Annotated in this window: 16 protein-coding genes; 9 read left to right on the top strand and 7 right to left on the bottom strand. The window is 69.5% G+C overall.

The annotated features are described in order from the left end of the window. Positions 1 to 95 precede the first annotated feature (95 nt). The 3 genes from AC3EUV_RS26385 to AC3EUV_RS26395 all read right to left on the bottom strand — a co-directional run bounded on the left by AC3EUV_RS26385 (position 96) and on the right by AC3EUV_RS26395 (position 3,753). Positions 96 to 929 carry a phosphatase PAP2 family protein gene (locus tag AC3EUV_RS26385; protein ID WP_432147095.1) on the bottom strand — a complete coding sequence of 278 codons (834 nt, stop codon included), beginning with the start codon at positions 927 to 929 and terminating at the stop codon, positions 96 to 98. A 118-nt stretch (positions 930 to 1,047) separates the two neighbouring features. Beyond that, positions 1,048 to 2,097 carry a LacI family DNA-binding transcriptional regulator gene (locus AC3EUV_RS26390; protein ID WP_432147096.1) on the bottom strand — a complete coding sequence of 350 codons (1,050 nt, stop codon included), beginning with the start codon at positions 2,095 to 2,097 and terminating at the stop codon, positions 1,048 to 1,050. Between the two features lie 24 nt (positions 2,098 to 2,121). Next, positions 2,122 to 3,753 carry a glycoside hydrolase family 13 protein gene (locus AC3EUV_RS26395; RefSeq protein WP_432147097.1) on the bottom strand — a complete coding sequence of 544 codons (1,632 nt, stop codon included), beginning with the start codon at positions 3,751 to 3,753 and terminating at the stop codon, positions 2,122 to 2,124. A 224-nt stretch (positions 3,754 to 3,977) separates the two neighbouring features. On the opposite strand from AC3EUV_RS26395, the gene AC3EUV_RS26400 reads away from it, so the two are divergent. The 5 genes from AC3EUV_RS26400 to AC3EUV_RS26420 are packed head-to-tail and all read left to right on the top strand — an operon-like array spanning position 3,978 to position 9,747. Beyond that, positions 3,978 to 5,255, top strand: coding sequence for an extracellular solute-binding protein (locus AC3EUV_RS26400; RefSeq protein ID WP_435604022.1), 1,278 nt, complete (start codon positions 3,978 to 3,980; stop codon positions 5,253 to 5,255). Continuing rightward, positions 5,252 to 6,187 carry a carbohydrate ABC transporter permease gene (locus AC3EUV_RS26405; protein WP_432147099.1) on the top strand — a complete coding sequence of 312 codons (936 nt, stop codon included), beginning with the start codon at positions 5,252 to 5,254 and terminating at the stop codon, positions 6,185 to 6,187. Before AC3EUV_RS26400 ends, AC3EUV_RS26405 begins: the two co-directional genes overlap by 4 nt. A gap of 2 nt (positions 6,188 to 6,189) precedes the next feature. Beyond that, positions 6,190 to 7,050 carry a sugar ABC transporter permease gene (locus tag AC3EUV_RS26410; protein WP_435604023.1) on the top strand — a complete coding sequence of 287 codons (861 nt, stop codon included), beginning with the start codon at positions 6,190 to 6,192 and terminating at the stop codon, positions 7,048 to 7,050. Position 7,051: 1 nt separating this feature from the next. Then, positions 7,052 to 8,695, top strand: coding sequence for a glycoside hydrolase family 13 protein (locus AC3EUV_RS26415; protein ID WP_435604024.1), 1,644 nt, complete (start codon positions 7,052 to 7,054; stop codon positions 8,693 to 8,695). Next, positions 8,680 to 9,747, top strand: a complete 1,068-nt coding sequence (locus AC3EUV_RS26420) for a LacI family DNA-binding transcriptional regulator (protein ID WP_435604073.1) — start codon at positions 8,680 to 8,682, stop codon at positions 9,745 to 9,747. Before AC3EUV_RS26415 ends, AC3EUV_RS26420 begins: the two co-directional genes overlap by 16 nt. Before the next feature lie 126 nt (positions 9,748 to 9,873). Here AC3EUV_RS26420 and AC3EUV_RS26425 read toward each other — a convergent pair whose 3' ends face one another. Then, positions 9,874 to 11,508 carry a serine/threonine-protein kinase gene (locus AC3EUV_RS26425; protein WP_435604025.1) on the bottom strand — a complete coding sequence of 545 codons (1,635 nt, stop codon included), beginning with the start codon at positions 11,506 to 11,508 and terminating at the stop codon, positions 9,874 to 9,876. A 161-nt stretch (positions 11,509 to 11,669) separates the two neighbouring features. On the opposite strand from AC3EUV_RS26425, the gene AC3EUV_RS26430 reads away from it, so the two are divergent. Beyond that, entirely contained in the window at positions 11,670 to 12,026 is a 357-nt protein-coding gene (locus tag AC3EUV_RS26430; RefSeq protein ID WP_435604026.1) for a hypothetical protein, read from the top strand. Positions 12,027 to 12,091: 65 nt separating this feature from the next. On the opposite strand, the gene AC3EUV_RS26435 is transcribed toward AC3EUV_RS26430, so the two are convergent. Then, complete coding sequence (locus tag AC3EUV_RS26435) at positions 12,092 to 12,280, bottom strand: DUF397 domain-containing protein (protein WP_435604027.1); 189 nt, start codon at positions 12,278 to 12,280, stop codon at positions 12,092 to 12,094. After that, the gene (locus AC3EUV_RS26440; RefSeq protein ID WP_432146636.1) at positions 12,277 to 13,107 is read right to left on the bottom strand and encodes a helix-turn-helix domain-containing protein; all 831 of its coding nucleotides are present in this window, start codon (positions 13,105 to 13,107) and stop codon (positions 12,277 to 12,279) included. The genes AC3EUV_RS26435 and AC3EUV_RS26440 overlap by 4 nt, the downstream gene beginning before the upstream one ends. A 168-nt stretch (positions 13,108 to 13,275) precedes the next feature. On the opposite strand from AC3EUV_RS26440, the gene AC3EUV_RS26445 reads away from it, so the two are divergent. Together AC3EUV_RS26445 and AC3EUV_RS26450 are read left to right on the top strand one after the other, a co-directional pair. Continuing rightward, positions 13,276 to 13,758 carry an ATP-binding protein gene (locus tag AC3EUV_RS26445; protein WP_432146635.1) on the top strand — a complete coding sequence of 161 codons (483 nt, stop codon included), beginning with the start codon at positions 13,276 to 13,278 and terminating at the stop codon, positions 13,756 to 13,758. A 289-nt stretch (positions 13,759 to 14,047) separates the two neighbouring features. Beyond that, complete coding sequence (locus AC3EUV_RS26450; RefSeq protein WP_432146634.1) at positions 14,048 to 14,776, top strand: CDP-diacylglycerol diphosphatase; 729 nt, start codon at positions 14,048 to 14,050, stop codon at positions 14,774 to 14,776. Positions 14,777 to 14,843: 67 nt separating this feature from the next. On the opposite strand, the gene AC3EUV_RS26455 is transcribed toward AC3EUV_RS26450, so the two are convergent. Beyond that, the gene (locus AC3EUV_RS26455; RefSeq protein WP_435604028.1) at positions 14,844 to 15,161 is read right to left on the bottom strand and encodes a cupin domain-containing protein; all 318 of its coding nucleotides are present in this window, start codon (positions 15,159 to 15,161) and stop codon (positions 14,844 to 14,846) included. Positions 15,162 to 15,673: 512 nt separating this feature from the next. On the opposite strand from AC3EUV_RS26455, the gene AC3EUV_RS26460 reads away from it, so the two are divergent. Beyond that, positions 15,674 to 18,205, top strand: coding sequence for a winged helix-turn-helix domain-containing protein (locus AC3EUV_RS26460; protein ID WP_435604029.1), 2,532 nt, complete (start codon positions 15,674 to 15,676; stop codon positions 18,203 to 18,205). The last annotated feature ends 4 nt before the right edge of the window (positions 18,206 to 18,209 follow it).

The following is an 18,209-nucleotide window of genomic DNA, read 5'->3' on the forward strand; positions in this document are numbered from 1 at the left end:
GCACCCCGACAGCCCCGCGCAGCGGACCGGCCCGCCGCAGGCGCAACGGCGAGAAAGCCAAAAACGTGGGCCGAAGGCAAAGCGCAGCGGAATGCTTAGGCCACAGCCACTTTCGCCAGCCGATGCGGCAACGACCCGTACCACACGGACGCAAACGCGAAACCGAGGGACAGGCACAGAACCCCGCCCAGCGCGTCCAGCCAGAAGTGGTTGGCGGTGGAGACGATGACCAGCAGGGTCGTGGCGGGGTAGAGCAGGCCGAGGATCCTGCACCACAGCGGCTTGGCCAGTAGCGCGATCGTGATGCCGCACCACAGTGACCAGCCGATGTGCATGGATGGCATCGCGGCGTACTGGTTGGACATCGCGGCGAGGTTGCCGGAGGCCATCGAGCCCCAGGTGCCGTGGTGGACGAGGGTGTCGACGAAGCCGCCGTCCGGCATCAGCCGGGGTGGCGCCAGGGGGTAGAGGTAATAGCCGATCAGGGCGAGGCCGGTGGTGGCGAACAGGGCCAGCCGGGCGGCGGCGTAGCGGCCGGGGTGCCAGCGGTAGAGCCAGATGAGGACGCCGATCGTGACGACGAAGTGCAGCGTCGCGTAGTAGTAGTTCATCGTGACGATCAGCCACGTCACGGAGTTCACCGCGTGGTTGACGGTGCGCTCGACGGCGATGCCCAGGAAGTGCTCCGCCTGCCAGACCCAGTCGGCGTTCTTCAGGGCCTGGATCTTCTGCTCGGGCACGGCGTTGCGGACCACCGAGTAGGTCCAGTAGCTGACCGCGATCAGCAGGATCTCGAACCAGAGGCGGGGGGAGCGGGGGGCCCGCAGACGGGCCAGTCGGCGGTCGGTCACCGGGCGGTCCGCGTGTTCCCCCTTGGGTGGCGGGGTGGTCGGCGGGCCGTCCAAAATCCTCGTATTCGCATCACCCATAGGCAGACAGTCTGCCAGAAACGGACGTCTTGCCGATCATCCTTCGGGCGGGTATTCGAGGCCCTGTATGGGACCTGGGGGGTACGTCAGAACCCCGTACGTACGGGTGATTCGGCGGTCAGTGAGCCCGCGACGGCTTCGGGATCCGGGCCGCCTTCGGGGCCGAGGCGGTCGAGCCGCGGACCACCAGTTCGGGGTGGAAGACGAACTCGCTGTGGGGGGCGGGGGTGCCGCCGACCTCTTCCAGGAGGGCCCGTACCGCCGCCTGTCCCATGGCCGTCACCGGCTGCCGGATCGTGGTCAGCGGCGGGTCGGTGAAGGCGATGAGCGGGGAGTCGTCGAAGCCGACCACGGAGAGGTCGCCGGGGACGTCGAGGCCGCGCTGGCGGGCTGCGCGGATCGCGCCGAGGGCCATCATGTCGCTGGCACAGACGATGGCCGTGGCGCCCCGCTCGATCAGCGCGCCCGCCGCGGCCTGGCCGCCCTCCAGGGTGTAGAGGGAGTGCTGGATGAACGGCTCCGCCTCGGCCGGGCCGAGCTGGAGCCGGTCCTGCATGCTGCGCACAAAGCCCTCGATCTTGCGCTGCACGGGAACGAAGCGCTTGGGGCCGAGTGCCAGCCCGATCCGCCGGTGGCCGAGCGCGCTGAGGTGGGTGACCGCCAGGTCCACCGCGGCCCGGTCGTCGGGGGAGACGAACGGTGCCTGCACCTTGTCGGAGAAGCCGTTGATGAGGACGAACGGGACGCCCTGGCCGCGCAGCTGCTCATAGCGCTGCATATCGGCGGAGGTGTCGGCGTGCAGCCCGGAGACGAAGATGATGCCGGCCACTCCGCGGTCCACCAGCATCTCGGTCAGCTCGTCCTCGGTGGAGCCGCCCGGCGTCTGGGTCGCCAGGACGGGCGTATAGCCCTGGCGGGTCAGTGCCTGCCCGATGACCTGGGCGAACGCCGGGAAGATCGGGTTCTCCAGCTCCGGAGTGATCAGTCCGACCAGCCCGGCGCTGCGCTGCCGCAGCCGCACCGGGCGCTCGTAGCCCAGCACATCGAGGGCGGCAAGCACGGACTGGCGGGTGGTGGCGGAGACACCGGGCTTTCCATTGAGCACCCGGCTGACGGTGGCCTCGCTGACACCCGCCTGTGCTGCGATATCGGCAAGCCGGGCGGTCATGGGTGGGACTGTACCGTTCGGCTCTCAGATTGCCCACCAGGTGCAGCTGTCGCCGGGGAGCACCGCGGCGGCGCCGTTGCCGGTCACCGGGGCGCTGGCCAGCAGCAGCGCGCCGGGCGGCGGCAGCTCCACGTCGTGACCCAGTGTGTTGACGGCGCACAGCAGGCCGGGGCGGGTGAAGGCGAGCACCCCGTCGGGTGCGGGGGCCCAGCTCATCTCGCCGTCGCCCAGTCCCGGCAGCCGGCGCCGCAGTGCGAGGGCGGTGCGGTAGAGCTCCAGGGTGGAGGCGGGGTCGCCGGTCTGGGCCTCGACGGTGAGGGTGGCCCAGTCGCGGGGCTGCGGGAGCCAGCTCCCCCCGTCGCCGAAGCCGTACGGCGGCAGCTCGCCGGACCAGGGGAGCGGCACCCGGCAGCCGTCGCGGAAGCCGTCCTGGCCGCTGGTGGCGGCGGCGCCGGGGGTCCGGCCGCCGCGGAAGAAGGCCGGGTCCTGGCGGACCTCGTCGGGCAGGTCGGTGACCTCGGGCAGGCCCAGTTCCTCGCCCTGGTAGAGGTAGGCGGAGCCGGGCAGGGCCAGCATCAGGAGGGTGGCGGCGCGGGCGCGGTCCAGGCCGCCGCCGAGCCGGGTGGTGTGCCGTACGACGTCGTGGTTGGACAGCACCCAGGTCGTCGGGGCGCCGACCGAGGTGGTGGCGGCGAGCGAGGCATCGATGACCTCGTGCAGGGCGCCGGCTTCCCAAGGGGCGTTCAGGAACTGGAAGTTGAAGGCCTGGTGGAGTTCGTCCGGGCGGACGTAGAGGGCGAGGCGCTCGGCGGTGGGGGCCCAGGCCTCGGCGACGCCGACGACCTGCCTGCCGTGGGTCTCGCCGTAGCCGTCCAGCAGGCGGCGCCAGGCGCGGTGGATGGTGTGCACCCCGTCCTGGTCGAAGAACGGCAGCACCTGATTGCCGATCAGCTTGGCCTGCTGGCCGTGGCCGATGTCCGGCAGGCCGGGCGCCTTGACCATGCCGTGCGCGACATCGACCCGGAAGCCGTCCACGCCGAGGTCGAGCCAGAAGCGCAGGATGGCCTCGAACTCGGTGTGCACCTCGGGGTTGTCCCAGTTGAGGTCGGGCTGCTCGGGGGCGAAGAGGTGCAGATACCAGTCGCCGCGGTCGGTGCGGGTCCAGGCCGGGCCGCCGAAGACCGACTCCCAGTCGTTGGGCGGGAGTTCGCCGTTCTCCCCCTTGCCGGGGCGGAAGAGGTAGCGCTGCCGGGCGAGTTCGGGGTCCTGGAACCACGGGTGCCGGTCGGAGGTGTGGTTGGGGACGATGTCGACGATCACCCGCAGGCCCAGGTCATGGGCGGTGCGGATCAGGTCGTCGGCGTCCTGGAGGCTGCCGAAGAGCGGGTCGACGGCGCGGTAGTCGGCGACGTCGTAGCCGCCGTCGGCCTGTGGTGAGGCGTAGAACGGGGTGAGCCAGACGGCGTCCACCCCCAGGTCCTTGAGGTGCGGCAGCCGGGCGCGGGCGCCGCGCAGATCGCCGATGCCGTCTCCGTCACTGTCGGCGAACGAGCGCACATACACCTGGTAGATGACGGCGTCGCGCCACCACCCCGGACCTCGGCCCGTTCCGGGGGCCTGGGGGGCGGGGCTGGGGGAAGTGAGCTCCTGGGTCATCTGCCGTCCCTGTCGAGATCAAGAGGCGTCGGTGCCTTCATGCAATCAACGCTCGGGCGGGCGACGGGTGACGGTGCCGAGGGCGCCCGGAGGGTCCCGTTCCAGCCATCTCGTTGCAATTCGTTCCCATGGTCTTGCAGAAATTTGCCGCAAGGTCTTTCGGTTTGTTTTCCGCGCTGTTACGTTCCTGACCGCCATCTGAGGCATTTCCCTAAGGAGTTCACATGCGGCGTGGCATACGGGGCATAACGGCCACCGCGCTGGTAGCGGGCCTGGCACTGGCAGCGACAGCGTGCGGCGGAGGCGACAGCGGCAGCGGCGGCGACAGCGGGGGTGAACTGTCCGGAACCGTGACCTTCTGGGACACCTCCAACGACGCCGAGAAGGCGACCTACCGCAAACTTGCCGAAGGTTTCCAGAAGGACCACCCCAAGGTCCACGTCAAATATGTGAACGTCCCCTTCGGTGACGCCAACGCCAAGTTCAAGAACGCGGCCGGCGGCAATTCCGGCGCCCCCGACGTGATGCGCACCGAGGTCGCCTGGGTCGCCGACTTCGCCAACCTCGGCTACCTCGCGCCGCTCGACGGCACCCCCGCCCTCGACAAGACCGACGACTACCTCCCGCAGGCCGTCGGCTCCACGAAGTTCAAGGGCAAGACCTACGCCGCACCCCAGGTCATCGACACCCTTGGCCTCTTCTACAACAAGAAGCTCCTCAAGGACGCCGGCGTCGAGGTGCCCAAGACCTTCGACGAACTGGCCGAGGCCGCCAAGAAGATCAAGGCCAAGACCGGCGCCACCGCCCTCTATCTGCGCGGCGACGACCCCTACTGGTTCCTGCCCTACCTCTACGGCGAGGGCGGCGACATGGTCAACGCCCGCGACAAGGTCGTGGAGATCGACGACGGCGCCGGTGTCCGGGCGTTCAAGACGATCAAGGACCTGGTGGACTCCAAGGCCGCGGTCACCGACGCCACCGACGGCCAGGAGAACCAGCTCAAGGCCCTCAAGGACGGCACCGTCGCGATGGCCGTCGACGGCCCCTGGGACATCGAGGGCGCCCGCGCCGGCAAGGCGTTCAAGGACAAGAAGAACCTCGGCGTCGCCCCCGTCCCCGGCGGCAGCACCGCCCAGGGCTCCCCGCAGGGCGGCTGGAACCTCTCCGTCTACGCCGGCAGCAAGAACCTCCGGGCCTCCTACGCCTTCGTGAAGTACATGAGCTCGGCCAAGGTCCAGCAGGAGACCAACGAGAAGCTCAGCCTGCTGCCCACCCGTAAGTCCGTGTACGAGGTGCCGGCCGTCAAGGGCAACGAGATGGTCCAGTTCTTCAAGCCCGCCGTCGACGGTGCCGTCCAGCGCCCCTGGATCGCCGAGGGCAACTCGCTCTTCGAGCCCGTCAAGGTCCAGATGAACAAGGTGCTCACCGGCGCCGCCACGCCCGAGCAGGCCGCCAAGGCGACCGGCGCCGCCTACCGGAAGCTGCTCAAGGACTACAAGTGACCCTTGCTGTACGGGTGCGCCGGGCGCTGGGCACCCACTGGTACGCGTGGACGATGGTCGCCCCGGTGGTACTCGTCATCGGGGTGATCATCGGCTACCCGCTGGTGCGCGGCGTCTTCCTCTCCCTCACGGACGCCAACGAGGCCAACGTCGAGCGGAACATCGGCGTCAACCATCTCCCCGCCACCTACAAGTTCACCGGCCTGGACAACTACCGGGCGGTCCTCTCCGACGGCGTCTTCTGGGACCGCCTCGGCTGGACCGTCCTGTGGACCGTCGCCTGTGTCTCGCTGACGTTCCTGACCGGCCTCGCCCTGGCGAACATGCTCAACCGCACCCTGCGCGGCCGCACCTTCTACCGCCTCGCGCTGATCCTGCCGTGGGCCATCCCCGCCTTCATCTCGGTCTTCACCTGGCGGATGCTCTACAACGAGAAGAACGGCATCCTCAACAAGCTGCTGGCCGGCGGCGGCATCGACGCGGTCCCGTGGCTCAACGACCCCACCTGGGCCAAGCTCTCGGTCATCGCCGTCAACGTCTGGCTGGGCGTGCCCTTCATGCTGGTCGCGCTGCTCGGCGGACTCCAGTCCATACCGGGCGAGCTGTACGAGGCCGCCGAGATGGATGGCGCGAGCGCCTGGCAGCGGTTCCGCCACATCACCGTGCCGGGGCTGCGGGCCGTCAGCAGCACCGTCATCCTGCTCTCCACCATCTGGACCTTCAACATGTTCCCGGTGATCTTCCTGCTGACCCGGGGCGGCCCCGGCGACGCCACCGAGATCCTGGTGACCTACGCCTACCGGCTCTCCTTCATCGACAGCCCCCGCAACTTCTCCGAGTCCGCGGCCTGGGGCGTCCTGATCCTGGTCCTGCTCTCCGTCGTCGCGGTCGTCTACCGGCGGGCGCTGCGCAAGCAGGGAGAGGTGTGGTGACCATGACCCGTACGCCCACCACCCGACCGCCCCGCAAGCGCAACGAGCGGTCCAGGCTCGCCTCCACCGCGCTGCACGCCGGTCTGGCCGTCGCGGCCGTGCTGGCGGTCTTCCCGCCCCTCTGGCTGCTGGTGACGTCCTTCAAACCGAAGAACGACGCCTTCTCCACCAGCCTGGTCACCCACTTCACGTTCGCCAACTACACCCACGTACTGGCCGACACCGAGTTCCTGACCTGGTTCCAGAACTCCGTGATCATCGTCGGGCTGACCACCGTCCTCGGCGTCTTCCTCGCCGCCACCACCGGCTACGCCGTCAGCCGCTTCCGCTTCCCCGGCATGCGCCCGCTGATGTGGCTGCTGCTGATCACCCAGATGTTCCCGGTCGCGGTGCTGATCGTGCCGCTGTACAACCTCCTGGCGAGCCTCGGCCTGCTCAACCAGCCCGCGGGCCTGGTCATCACCTATCTGACCATCGCCGTCCCGTTCTGCGCCTGGATGATGAAGGGCTTCTTCGACACGATCCCGGTGGAGATCGACGAAGCGGGCCGGGTCGACGGCCTCAACCCGTTCGGCACCTTCTGGCGGCTCGTCCTGCCGCTGGCCCGCCCCGGCCTCGCCGTCACCGGCTTCTACACCTTCGTCACCGCCTGGGCCGAGGTCGCCTACGCCTCCGCGTTCATGACCGGTGAGGAGAACCTGACGCTCGCCGGCGGCCTCCAGACCTTCGTCAACCAGTACACCAACGACTGGGGTTCGATGACCGCCGCCGCCGTGATCATCGCCGTACCGGCCGCGCTCGTCTTCGCCTTCGCCCAGCGCCACCTCGTAGCCGGACTGACCGCCGGCACCACCAAGGGTTGAAATGACTCCACAGCACAACGTCACCCCTGAGAACGTCATCCCTGAGAACGTCGCTCCTGCCACCGACTGGTGGCGCGACGCGGTGATCTACCAGGTCTATCCGCGCAGCTTCGCCGACGCCAACGGCGACGGCATGGGGGACCTGGCCGGCGTCCGCAGCCGGCTGCCGTACCTGCGCGACCTGGGCGTGGACGCCGTCTGGCTCAGCCCGTTCTACGCCTCACCGCAGGCCGACGCCGGCTACGACGTCGCCGACTACCGCACCATCGACCCGATGTTCGGCACCCTGCCGGACGCCGAGGCGGTCATCGCCGACGCCCACGCCCTGGGCCTGCGCATCATCGTCGACCTCGTCCCCAACCACTGCTCCGACCAGCACGCATGGTTCCGCCGCGCACTGGCCGAGGGCCCCGGATCGACGCTCCGCGAGCGCTTCCACTTCCGTAAGGGACGGGGCCAGAACGGCGAGGAGCCGCCCAACGACTGGGAGTCCCTCTTCGGCGGTCCCTCCTGGACCCGGGTCCCCGACGGAGAGTGGTACCTCCACCTCTTCGCGCCCGAGCAGCCCGACTTCAACTGGGACCACCCCGCCGTCCAGGACGAGTTCCGCTCCATCCTGCGCTTCTGGCTGGACCTGGGCGTCGACGGCTTCCGGGTGGACGTGGCCCACGGCCTGGTCAAGGCCCCCGGCCTGCCCGACATGGGCCACGGCGAACAGCTCAGACTGCTCGGCAACCAGGTGCTGCCGTTCTTCGACCAGGACGGTGTCCACGACATCTACCGCTCCTGGCGCACCGTCCTCGACGAGTACTCCGCCGGCAGCCGGCCCGGGGCGCTCCCCGGCGACCGGATCGCCGTCGCCGAGGCATGGACCCCCACCGCCGACCGCACCGCGCTCTACCTCCGCCCCGACGAACTCCACCAGGCGTTCAACTTCCACTACTTGAACGCGGGTTGGGACGCGGCCGAGCTCCGGGAGGCGATCGACTCCTCCCTCGACGCCATGCGCCCGGTGGCCGCCCCGACGACCTGGGTGCTGTCCAACCACGACGTCGTACGGCACACCACCCGGCTCGGCGGCGGCCTGGACCGTGCCCGTGCCGCCACCCTCCTGATGCTGGCCCTGCCCGGCTCCGCCTACCTCTACCAGGGCGAGGAACTGGGCCTGCCCGAGGTCACCGACCTGCCCGACGAGGTCCGCCAGGACCCCTCGTTCTTCCGGGACAGCGGCCAGGAGGGCCTGCGCGACGGCTGCCGGGTGCCGCTCCCGTGGAGCGGCGAGGCACCCCCGTACGGCTTCGGCGACGGCGGCAGCTGGCTCCCGCAGCCCGCCGACTGGGCCGCCCTCACCGTCGAGGCCCAGACCGGCGACCCCGCCTCCACCCTGGAGCTCTACCGCACCGCCCTCGCACTGCGGCGCCGGCTGCCGGGACTGGGCGCGGGCGACGCGGTCGAGTGGCTGGACGCCCCCGACGGCGTCCTGGCCTTCCGCCGCCCCGGCGGCCTGCTCTGCACCGTCAACACGACGGAGCGCCCGGCCCCGCTGCCCGCCCCCGGCCGGATCCTGCTCGCCTCCCGCCAACTCAACGCCCCTGACGGGGACTTCACCCTCCCCGCCGATACCACCGTCTGGTGGGAAGAGTGACCCTGCCCGACATCCATGCCACCCCCCGGCTCTCCGACATCGCCGCCCAGGCGGACGTCAGTGAGGCGACCGTCAGCCGGGTCCTGAACGGCAAGGCGGGCGTGGCGGCGAGCACCCGGCAGCGGGTGCTCGCCGCGCTCGACGTACTCGGCTACGAGCGTCCCGTACGGCTGCGCCGCCGCAGCGCCGGGCTGGTCGGCCTGGTCATCCCCGAGCTGACCAACCCGATCTTCCCCGCCTTCGCCCAGATCATCGAGCAGTCGCTGGCCGGCCACGGCTACACCCCGGTGCTGTGCACGCAGATGCCGGGCGGGGCCACCGAGGACGAACTCGTCGAGCAGCTGGAGGAACGCGGTGTCACCGGCATCGTCTTCCTCTCCGGCCTGCACGCGGACACCCGCGCCGACCCCACCCGCTACGCCCGGCTGGCCTCCCGCGGCGTCCCGTTCGTCCTCATCAACGGCTACAACGACCGCATCGACGCGCCGTTCGTCTCACCCGACGACGGCGCGGCGGCCCGGATGGCGGTGCGCCACCTGGCCGAGCTGGGGCACGAGCGGATCGGCCTGGCCGTCGGCCCGGCCCGCTATGTGCCCTCCCGCCGCAAGGCCGACGGCTTCGTGGCGGCGCTGGCGGAGTCGTTCGGCCTGTCGAGGGGGCAGGCCGAACGACGCGTCCAGCACACCCTCTTCAGCGTCGAGGGCGGCCATGCGGCAGCCGCGGCACTGCTCGACGACGGCTGCACCGGCGTCGTCTGCGGCAGCGACCTGATGGCGTTGGGCGTGGTACGGGCGGCGCGTCAGCGCGGCCTGGCCGTCCCCGCCGACGTCTCCGTCGTCGGCTTCGACGACTCCCAGCTGATCGCCTTCACCGACCCACCCCTGACCACGGTGCGCCAGCCGGTCCAGGCGATGGCGACGGCGGCGGTGGGCGCGCTGATCGAGGAAATCCACGAACGCGCCCAGGGCCGCCAAACGCCGCCCCAGCGCACGGAGTTCGTCTTCCGGCCGGAGCTGGTGGTGCGGGGGTCGACGGGGCGGGTGCGGACCTGACCGCGCGCCCGCAGGGGGAGGGACGGGCGCGGGCCGGTAGACCCTGGCGGCTCGGCCCTCCGCCGCCAACAGCCGAAACGGTGGCGAAGGTCCGGCCATCCGGACCGGACCCCGCGAGGAGCGGCCTCAGGGCTTGTCGACCTCAAGGTTGGCGATCGCGATCCGGGCGACCTCGCGGCCGCGGGCGGTGACGTCGCCCTTGCCCGGATAGTCCACCCACAGCCGGTACATGTCACCGGCGTGGGTCCGGTAGTAGAACGCCTTGGCCTCGCGCGGGACGTCCCCGTCGATGTCCACGCCGGTGCCGCTGGTGCCGTAGGTGACGGTGTTCAGGGCGGCATCGCGGTCCTGGTACGTGACGTTGGAGTCCGTGCTGCTGCGGGCCTTGGTGTCCGAGGACATCGAGATCCCCGGCCCCGAGAAGGAGCCGCCCTTGATCGCGTCCGAGTCCTTGAACGCCTGGGCGTCGGCGGTCCCCGAGATGTCGCTCTTCTGCCGCACGTGGTCCCACCGGGCCAGCGCGACCGTCACCGCTCCGCTGGGATCCTTGTACGTGATCACGGAGGGGGCCGCGTCGTCCTTGATCCGGAGGTAACCGGCGGGCACCGCGACGACCGCGCTGAGCGGCGCCGCCTCCTGGCGCATCCTCCACCCGTCCGGCAGCGGCCCGGCGAACGGATCCGCGACAACCACATAGGCAGTCATCGCCAGTGCCACGACTCCAGCAGCGCCCCCTACGAGTGCCCTGCGGCCGATCCGGCCCCCCTTACCGGCCTCAGGGGCACCGGCCCGCACGATCGGGGGCGGCGGCTGCACAGCCCGTTCGAGCAGCTCGCGCACCTGCGCCGCGCTCGGCCGGTGCGCCGGATCCTTCTGGAGCAGACCCTGGATGGCCTCGGCCAGCGGGCCGTCGCCGGCCGCGGTCGGGGCGACCGGGACGGCGTTCAGCACGGCCTGAAGCGTGGCAGGAGTGTTGGTGCGGCGGAACGGCGAGACGCCTTCCGTCGCCGCGTACAGGACGACGCCGAGTGACCACAGGTCGGAGGCGCTGCCGGGCTGCTGTCCCAACACCCGCTCGGGCGCGATGAATTCCGGCGAGCCGACGAACCCGCCGGTCTCGGTCAGCTTGGTCTCGCCCTCGATCTGCGCGATGCCGAAGTCGGTGAGGATGACGCGATCGTGGCGGCCGAGCATGACGTTGTCCGGCTTCACATCGCGGTGCAGGATCCCGGCGGCGTGCGCGGCTTCCAGCGCGCCCAGCACCTCCAGCCCGATCCGCGCGGCGTCGCGCGCGCTGAGCGTGCCCTCCTGGAGCGCATCGCCGAGCGAGCGCCCCTGGACGAACTCCATGACGATCCACGGCTGTCCCTCTTCGACGGCGACGTCATGGACGTTCACCACCGCGGGATGATCGAGGCGGGCCGCGGCCCGTGCCTCCCGCCGCATCCGCTCGAAGACCCCGGCCCGCTCCCGTTCCGGCAGGTGGTCGGGAATACGGGACTCCTTGGCCGCGACCTCGCGGTCCATGACCTCGTCCCGGGCACGCCATACGGTGCCCATGCCGCCGTGCCCGAGCCTGCTCAGCAGCCGGTAGCGGCCCGCCACGAGCCGGCCCGCACCCGGATCGGACGGCGGCGGTGAAACCTGTGTGGCCGGAGCCTGCGACTGCTCCGCGGCCGGCACGTGGGCAGGCTGCGGCGGCCGCAGCCGGAAGCTGGTGGGATCGTGCGGACCCTGTGCGGTTCCCCCGTTGTCATTCATGTGCTCATCTTTATCCTCAGCGACGTCCGGCGTGCCACTGGGGTCAGGGGCAGGTGACCGCCGAGAAAGGCCACTGGAGGAATCGCCGATAGGTGAAAAATAACCCCGCTGCCTAGCGTCCCTTCCCGGACGAGCTGTCATTCCGGAAGGAAGAGAACGACATGAAGAGGCGCAGGAACGCGGGACGCACGCTGGCCATGGGCGCCATGGCCGCCTCCCTTCTGATCCTGGGAACGGGTGCCGCGCACGCCGCGACCGGCACGCTGGAGTTCTCCGGGAACGGTGAGCGGACGCTGACCAACCCCACGGACGGCGCTTGCTACAAGCTCGCCAAGAAGACGGGGCCGTGGGACTCGCTGGGCTACAAGACGATCACCAATCACACCAACAAGAAGGTGACTTGGTACACCGCGGACAATTGCAAGGGAGACGGCTCGGTCGTTGAGCCCGGCAAGACCTCGGAGTCGAGCCCCACCTGGTGGCCGCTGGTCTCCATCCGGTACGTCAAGATCGGCTGACCGCACGAGTCCGGGGCCGCGGGCGGCGTGCCGCCGTGGCCCCGGGGTCAACCCGTGCGCCGCCGTCAGGCCAGTGCGACGGCGTACCCGACGAACTCCGCCCAGGCACCGGCCGGTATGGCGAGCTGCGGGCCGGCCTTGTCCTTGGAGTCGCGGATGTGGACGGTGGCGGGGCAGGTGGCGATCTCCACGCAGCTGTCGCCGTCGCTGCCGCTGTAGCTGCTTTTGAACCAGGCCAGTTCGGTGCTGCTCATAGCGCTCCTCGCATCTGCGTCAGCAGGCTCCGGGAGTCCTCCGGTGTGAGGGCCTGCGAACGCAGTTTCGCATAGCGCATGTGCAATGTGCTGATGGTCTTTAGGTCAGGGATGAGTTGGCCGCTTCGTTGCCCCTCGCAGTAGGCGTACCAACGGTTGCTCGGCGTCTCCAGCAACTGCAACGGCCCGTCCATCCCGGCGTGAACTCCCCTCGCCAACGGCATGACTTGCAGCTCGACGTTCCGGAGCCGGGTGCTCTCCAGCACATAGTCGAGGAGTTCCCGGCAGACGTCCGCGCCACCGGTCCGCCGCAGAAAGACATGCTCCTCGACGATGAAGCTGAACGCCGTGTTCGGCCGGTCCCGCAGCAGCTTCTGCCGGTCCAGTCGGGCGGTCATCTGCGTCTCGGTCTCCTCGTCGGTCAGCAGCGGAATGCGGTGCTCGAACAGCTCCCGTGCGTACGCCTCGGTCTGCAACAGCCCCGGCACCAACCGGCATTCGTACGTATACAGACTGATCGCCTTCTCCTCCAACCGGGCCCACTGCCGGAACCACGCGGCTAATCCCGGCTGCCGCGCCAGCTGCGTCGCCATCGCCCGCAGCACCCCGAAGGCGTCCAGCACCCGCTCGGCCCGTTCGATGAACTCCGGTGGCGGGAGCCGGCGCCCCTGCTCGATCGACGCGACGGTCCCGGCGGAGAATCCCACCCGCCGCGCCAGCCCTTCCTGCGTCAGCTTCGCCCGCCCCCGGAACGCCTTGACCACGGCCCCGAACGCCCTGAGGCTGTCGGTGGTTTCGGGCTCGCTGTTGCCCGCTTTGCCGGCCATACCGGCCACCTCCCATGCGTCTGTCGTGCCCCACGCACAACTCACCCATGGTTACGGTCCGTTACCGCCGATGTCTACCCTTTGCGCTCGTACGCTGACGCTCCGTACGAGCTCCGTAGGGGCGGAAATCCTGGCCATGGCCGCCATACGGGCGCCACCGTGGAGCGCATGCCAGCCCAAGCAACCTCCCGGGCGCCCCAAGCCCCGGTCACCGTACGTGTGTTCACCCAGCGCTTCAGCGCGACCTGCCTCGGCGCCCGCCTCGCCCGGCATCTCGCCGTCCACCGGCTCGATCTGTGGGGCTTTCCCTATGGCGGCGCGCTGTCCGATGCCGCCGCCGCAGTCGTCGCCGAACTCGCGGCGAACGCCGCCACCCACGGCCGCGTACCGGGCCGGGACTTCGAACTGCGCCTCGCGACCCTGTCCTACGCCCATGGCGATACCGATGCGGCCCGCCCCGCCACCCTCCGCATCGAGGTCGCCGACACCCGCACCGAGAAGCGCCCGCCGTCCCCCGATGCCCTGGTATTGCCGCCGCCCGACGGTGAAACGGGGCGGGGCCTGCTGCTGGTGGCCGCGCTCGCCGCCCGCTGGGAGGTCGTCGACCGGGTTCCGGTGGGCAAGGTGGTCCGCGCGGAACTGGACCTCTAGCGCCACCCGGCCGCGGACGCTCGACACAGCCAGCAGATGCGCCCGCTCAGGGTTGGTGACACGGTGGTTTTACAGCTTGAGCCAGGCCCCAGGCTCTGACCCACGCGCCCGCCGGAGGCAGCGTGATGCCGTCTCCGGCAACGCCCGGCCCGCCGCGGGCCGGCACTGGTGGCAACCCTCGAAGTCCGTTCGACCGGTGGGTAGCGGACGCTTTGCCTCTTTGCGTGGCGGGACCAGGGCGTTACCGCCGGGCAGCCGCTGCCCGGCCGATCAGCGTGGAGATGCTGCGATGACCATCGAAAAGAACAGGGAGAGCACCCTCTCCGCACCGCCCGATCCCCAGTTGTGCGGAAGCACTACGGACGATGACATTCTCTGGAAAATGGCGTGGGAGTGCCAAGAGAGGCCGAAGGGGAGCCGTTGGCTCGTGGCCAAAGGGCAACAGGGACACCTCCTGGTTCCCACCGATCGCATCAAAGGGATCGAGTGCCCGGACCTGGTGTCCGGCGCCTACTCCGACAAGGATCACAACTACTGGCAGGTGGCCTGGGACAGGGCCTACGAATGGTTCTCAAAGCCGCCCTGGGGGACCTTCGGACTGGGGATCAACGCGGCCGGGTCGCGCTCTCACGAGCAGCTGCACATCCATATGTCTCTGGTCGTCCAGGGGGTGACAACCGACCTCGCCAAAGCAGCGGGCACGATCACCGGGGATTTGACTCGTTGGCCCTACCAGTTGGTCACGGTCAACGGCTGGGACAAGCAGCAAATGACGCGTGACCCGCGGAGCTACCGCGTGGTCCACACGAATAACCTGGATTTCAACCTCTTCGCTGCGCTCCATGACTCCATGATCACCATCATGGGGGAGAAAATGGCAGCCCAGACGTTGATCGTCATTGGGGCGGGAACCAGCCAGAAGGATGGGTTCTACCTTCTGAACAGCCGGAAGGACCTCACGGTTCGCCCTGATGCCCCGGGAATTGGGTACTGCGACAGTCTCCTCGTCTGCAAGTGAACAGCGAAAAGCGGCGGCAAATAGCGACGGCGAAGCACGGGGGCTGAAGACCGCCGGCCGCAAGGGATCAGTCGCCCCCTGGTCCCTCGGGTACTTCCACGATCACCAGGGTGCCCCGGCTCCCCGGCCGAACGGCATGCCGGACGCCCGCCTTCACCAGGTACATCTCGCCCGGCCCCACTGTCACCTCGGCATCCTCCACGCTCAGTTCCAGCTTGCCGTCGAGCACGAGCAGCACTTCGGCGGTGCCGTGTGCCTCCTCCTCGACCGGTAGCTCGTCCATGCGCAGCACCTTGACGCAGGCCGTCCCCACCTCACCCAGTGGACGCGAGCTCCAGGCGTCCGGCAGCGCGGCCGCGGCACGGAACAGGTTGACCACACTCATGACATGCCTCCCGGCGGGCCTCTCCGGTCATGCCTGGAGAAGCCCGCGCATCGCGATCAAGAAAGGATGACGCGACGCTATCCGGGCAGCGGCAGCAGGCGGTCGACCGTTCGGCAAAACCTCTCACCGTGCTGGACAGGTATCCGGTGGAGGGCTCGGGAGGGTTGGGAGGGGTCATTCGGTACGTCAAGATCGGCTGATCCCGGGAGTTCGGGGGCCGGGGCCCAGGGGCGCGTGCGGGGGCTGCTCCAGGGCCGTCCATGCACCCGCTCCGCCCGTTCGCACCTGGGCAATCTCCGTCCGAGGAGTGGCCACCGCTTGACGACCCATCAAACGAGCTGCTGGGGTGGCGATTTCGAGTCCCTCAGCCGGAGGTTGCCCAGGTGTCCAGGTCGGATCTTCGTGCGTTATTCCGGTCGAATGATCGTGAGCTGAAAGCCGTCGATTACTTCGCCGACCGACGGGACGAGTGGGCCACGGTGGTCGAGAGTCTCGCTCGTCATACACAGGCGGTGAGCGGGTCCGGGTTCGACGTCGAGGATCTGGAGACGCCGCGGCGTAACGTGCTTGTCTTCTACGGGGTCGGCGGCATCGGCAAGTCCACGCTGTCGCGTGGTGTCGCCGAGCACCTTGTGGACGGCGGAGCACACGATGTCGGCTGGCCTCCGCTGGACCCCCAGTTAGGGCGGGTGGCGCCTGTGCGCGTCGACTTGTCCCGTGACTCCGGCAGCGACTTCGAGTCCCTGATGCTTGCCCTGCGGCTCGCGGTCGCCGAGCTGGGGGAGCCGATGCCGGCATTCGACCTTGCGTTCCAGCGCTACTGGGAGCGCAACCACCCAGGTGAGCCGCTGGAGGAGTACTTACGGCGCCGTACGTGGTTCAGCCGGTTTCCGGGATCGCGATCCTTGTCCGGGCAGATGCAGTCAGTGCTGTCAGACGTCGCGCAGGCGGTGTCTTTGCCCGGGACGGTGGGCGTACTCGCAGGAAAGGGACTCCGGTCGGTCATCCGTGCGTTGCGGGACCGGCGTCACCAGGTCCGCTCGCTCGCCGAGTGCCGCCGTCTGGCCGACCTTCTCGAAGCTGAACCGGACCTGGAAGCACTCAGCTACTACTCGCATCTGCTTGCCTGGGACCTCAGCAGGGTTCCGGTCAAGCGCCAGGCCACACTCGTCGTCCTCCTGGACACCTTTGAGGATGTCGGGGACCGCGTGCACCGCGACCTCGAGCGGCTGATCCAGCGGGTGGTGTGGCTGATGCCGAACGCACTCTTCGTCATCACCGGCCGAAACCGTCTTCAGTGGGACGACGCCAAACTGGAAGGGCAGCTGGACTGGGCGGGACCGGACTTCTGGCCGCTGCTCGTCGGTGGCGCAGGGCAGGAACCGCGTCAGCACACTGTCGGATACCTCTCCGCGGAGGACTGCGAGAGGTACCTTTGCGAGCGGCTGACCGTGGACCGCCGGCCGCTGATGGATGACGGTGCACGGCATCTGATCACCGCCAACTCGCACGGGTTGCCGCTGTACCTGGACCTCGCGGTGATGCGGTTCTTGGACATGTACCGCAAGAACGGGCGCGCCCCGGTAGCGAGTGAGTTCAATCTGGACTTCCCGGCGCTGGTCGCCCGAACCTTCCGGGATCTCACACCGAGCGTGCGGCAGGTCCTCAGAGCGGTGAGCCTGCTGGATTCCTTCTCTGTCGAGTTGGCAGCTGCCGCCGCGGGCCTCGATCATGACGCCCCCGCGCTGGAGTTGGTCGAGCGTCCCTTCGTGGACCTGGATCCCGGCGCCCCATGGCCCTACCGGCTGCACAACCTCGTACGCGATGCCATGCGTGAGGCGGACTCGACGAGCGAGGACCGCTGGAGTCCGGCGGACTGGCGGCGGGCCGCTCAACGCACAGTCGATGCCCTGGAACATGAGGTGGACGGCGACCGAGGGCGTCTGGTCGCCGCCTTGCGGCAGGGCTTGACGATCGCCCGTGACTACGGCCTGGAGCTCGGATGGCTACAGGACGCCGCGTTCCGCTACGTCGCCGACTTCGTGTGGGAGCCCATCGAACTGCCTCCCCCAGCTGTCGAACAGAGCCGTAGTGCCCCGATCGGCAGTGCGGCGGACGCCCTGGCCATCGGGCTGTCCGCGATCGCACGGCGGCAGCGGCGTCATAGGGGTGAAACGGCTGAGCAATTGCGTGCGGTGCTGGCGTCCGGGAAGTTGCCCGACTCGCTGTTGGAGCTGCCGCGGTATTTCCTAGCGGAGTGTGACCGCGACCTCGGGAACTTCGCGAGCTCGCTGGAGGGGATGCGGCAGGTCGTCGAGGCCGGGGGACGGCTGGCGCCCACCGCGGCCCGTGGCCTGGTACACCTCGCGCGCCGCGTGGGGCGCTTTCCTGAGGTGCATGCCGCAGCCGAGGCCCTGGGCGTGGAGGGCCGCCGTGATCGGGCACTCGGCGACCTCTGGTGGACCCAGGGGGACGTGGCACTGGCCTGCTCCTCGTACGCGGTCAACCGCGATGAGGCGCTACGGCGTGACCAGCCGGGCGAGGCCGCACTGTCGCAGGCGTGCCTGGCCTTCGCTGCCGCGTTCCGGGACCGCCCACGAGCCGGGGAGGAGATCGAGCGGGCACGGGACGACCTGGGAGGAGTGTCGATCCGGTGGGCGGAGCTCCAGACGAAGATCGCATGTCTCGTACGGGATGCCGGTGTCAGCCTTGACCTGCCCGTCCGCGCGGAGGAAGTCGTCGACGAGGCCCGCGAAGCGGGGCTGACGTCGTCCATCGCATATGTGCGCTTCGCGGTCTGTCTTCACGCCGCCGTCGTGGACCAGCCTGCCCTGCGCGCCGAGGCACGGGAACGGCTGCACGAATGTGTACGAGGAGAGGAATTCGCCTACTTGGCCGAACTGTCGTACCTGATGGCAGGGGAGGATCCGCCCGAGGATCTGCCGCGCGCCGAATGGATGGACGAGCGAAGTCGGGTGCGCGCACGCTGGGTTGCAATTGTCGAGGATCGGCGCCGAGAAGCCGCCGCACACAGAGGAGCTTGATCCG

Source organism: Streptomyces sp. bgisy130 (assembly GCF_057708345.1).